Source organism: uncultured Thiodictyon sp. (assembly GCF_903946935.1).
Lineage (GTDB): Bacteria > Pseudomonadota > Gammaproteobacteria > Chromatiales > Chromatiaceae > Thiodictyon.
Genome location: NZ_CAJAXH010000274.1, coordinates 1 through 2380 on the forward strand (window position 1 = coordinate 1; position 2380 = coordinate 2380).

Consider the following 2380-nt stretch of genomic DNA (forward strand, 5'->3'; position numbering starts at 1 on the left):
TACATGTCGGCTTAATAAAATCAGTTGGTTGCCGATTTTATCGAGCCCCATCGAAGTCGGCGCCGGGCCAACTTCGATCTTAGGGTCAGATTATAACAGATTGCGCTGATTGATTTTTTACGGTTTGCTGCCAGGCACTAATTATTTCAACTTACCGAAACCGAGGCCCTTGATATGGCTGACTGGCGTTCCGTTGCGAAGGCGTTTGCCCTCGCCGATGGTCATATTGCGCAGAAAGAAGTAACCGTCTTGCGCACGTTTTTGCTCGCCGACGGTCGCGTCTCCCGGAGCGAACTGGACTTTCTTAAGGAGATCAAGGCAGAAGCGAAAAGTTCGGTGCAGTTGCTTGATGATCTGATCGCCGATTGCGAGAAGCTCGTCGGCTGATCCGAGCGAGGCGTGCGTTCTGCACCGGTAGCGATGCGAAGTGGGCTATGGCCTGCTCGCATCGCGGCCGAACCGCGATCAGGCGATATCAACTCCATACGTACAACGCGCGCTCGACCTGCGCTCACGCGGTACCCTGCGCCGGCACATCCGCGCCTTCATCCAAGCGGCCTAAAAACGAAGGGGCTTGATCTCGGAAACACCTAACAGCGTATTGAGCCACCGCTCATTCGAGCGCCCCGGCCGCCGATCAGTCGTGATCCAGGTCTCCAGCTCGACAAAGCCGGGCACCGCCTGCAGCAACGCAGCTAGCCCCGCCTCGTCAAGGTCGGTGAAACGCCGCCCGTCGTCGCCCTCGCGATCGCTCCGGCCGTACTTGAAGGATGCGTAGAGCACGCCCCCCACTGTGTCGCCGTTAGTGCCCCGGTTCCGGCCAGTGCCTGCCGTCTGCCGCGGTGGGCAAGCCTCAGCCCATGCGCTCCGCGTTGCTGACCGGAGCCCTCCTAAGCATCGCGTTCTCAGGTGACGGCGGGGCCTTCACTGGACGCAGCACCGTCACCGGCCAGCGAAGGCCCACCCAAGACATCCATCCGCACCTTGAGCTTCTGCCCCGACCGGAAGCTTACCACTGCCATGGACCATGAATCGATCGCCTACAGCGGACGGATGCGCTTTGCCCATGCCGTTCCACGCAATTGAAAAAGAGAATTTATCACTTACTTTTTGGCCGATAAGCCCAGATGGTGCCCTGAACAGTGACCGTAACCGTCGTCGTCACCGTCACACTTAGTGTGAGGTTTTTGTCGCCGGCTTTGAGCGTTCGCGTTTCATTTGTGACGGTCGACTTCGCACCAATATTCTCCATCGCGAGCGTGCCTTCTTGAACCTTTTTTCCATCAGGAGGCACATTCTGGTGGAGTACCGCGACGTGTTTGTTGTTGTAACTCTTTACTGCAATGGACGTGTGATGCTTCTGGTCAAAGGTTTCCTCGTCGTCCGACTCGTCGACCGGATTGGGATTGATCGTGACGCCTGGAGGCAGGTTCTTATACAGAACCGACACAACGGTTCTGGTTTTCATCACATAATTGCGAAATTGAATAATGTCGCCCGGCGTGATGTCCTTGTTAGCGATTTTCTCGCCCCAAACGTAATCGACATCGGGGGTAACCTTCCCGGCCCCCATGATGTCTCTCGACGTTTGTGCCCCAGCCTGAGCCAAGGCCTGTTCCGCAAGGGTCCAGCATTCACCGTCCCCAATTTGCGTTCCAATATTGCCGCTTGCGTACGTTACGATTTTTTGATTGATCGTGAGAGCCATGCTGAATACCTGTCAATTCGGAGGCCGTCTCGCCGAAGTAGGCCGTGGGAGTGGCGTGTGGTCTGTCATGGTTCGGCACCAGTTGGCGCATGCCCGCCAATGGCCTCCGTCCGCGCTTTGAGCTTGTTGCCCGCTCGGAATGTCACGACCCGGCGGGCCGTAATCGGGATCTCCTCGCCGGTCTTCGGATTACGCCCCGGGCGCTCTTTCTTCTCGCGCAGCTCGAAGTTGCCGAATCCGGACAGCTTGACCTCTTCGCCGCGCTCCAGTGTCTCGCGGATCTCCTCGAAAAAGCTGTCGACGAGGTCTTTGGCCTCACTCTTGTTGAGCCCCAGTTCCTCGAACAGGTGCTCTACCAGGTCGGCTTTGGTCAGGGCCATGCTTTCAATCCTATCATTGTGCGTTAACGTTTTTTTCTATTAAACCTTCTTGGTCATTAAGGTGCTTCTCGATACGGCGGTCGGGGACCAGCCACAGCAACGCGACGACCAGGTAGAGCACTTGCGCCAGCCATTCCTGCAAGAACGCGACGGGTAATCGTTCAGACCCCCGCCACCGGCAGCGGGGGCAGGGGCAGTCCGGCGCGCCGCTCGGTGATCGCGGCGACCAGGTAGTCCCACGGCGAGTGGCCACGTTGCCGGCAGGTGTCGATGACACTGGCCAGCAGGGTGA

4 protein-coding genes are annotated in these 2380 nt (G+C 57.9%); 1 reads left to right on the forward strand and 3 read right to left on the reverse strand.

All coding sequences use genetic code 11. The features are described from left to right. Positions 1-174: 174 nt before the first annotated feature. Complete coding sequence (locus QZX93_RS24115; RefSeq protein ID WP_295386161.1) at positions 175-387, forward strand: hypothetical protein; 213 nt, start codon at positions 175-177, stop codon at positions 385-387. A 171-nt stretch (positions 388-558) separates the two neighbouring features. Here the strand turns inward: QZX93_RS24115 and QZX93_RS24120 are convergent, their stop codons facing one another. From QZX93_RS24120 to QZX93_RS24130, 3 genes are all read right to left on the reverse strand, one after another. Next, a complete protein-coding gene (locus tag QZX93_RS24120; RefSeq protein ID WP_295386163.1) occupies positions 559-783 on the reverse strand; it encodes a hypothetical protein in 225 nt (74 codons plus the stop codon). A 316-nt stretch (positions 784-1099) separates the two neighbouring features. Beyond that, positions 1100-1708, reverse strand: coding sequence for a hypothetical protein (locus QZX93_RS24125; RefSeq protein WP_295386165.1), 609 nt, complete (start codon positions 1706-1708; stop codon positions 1100-1102). Between the two features lie 65 nt (positions 1709-1773). After that, a complete protein-coding gene (locus QZX93_RS24130; protein ID WP_295386167.1) occupies positions 1774-2088 on the reverse strand; it encodes an integration host factor subunit alpha in 315 nt (104 codons plus the stop codon). Between the last annotated feature and the right edge of the window lie 292 nt (positions 2089-2380).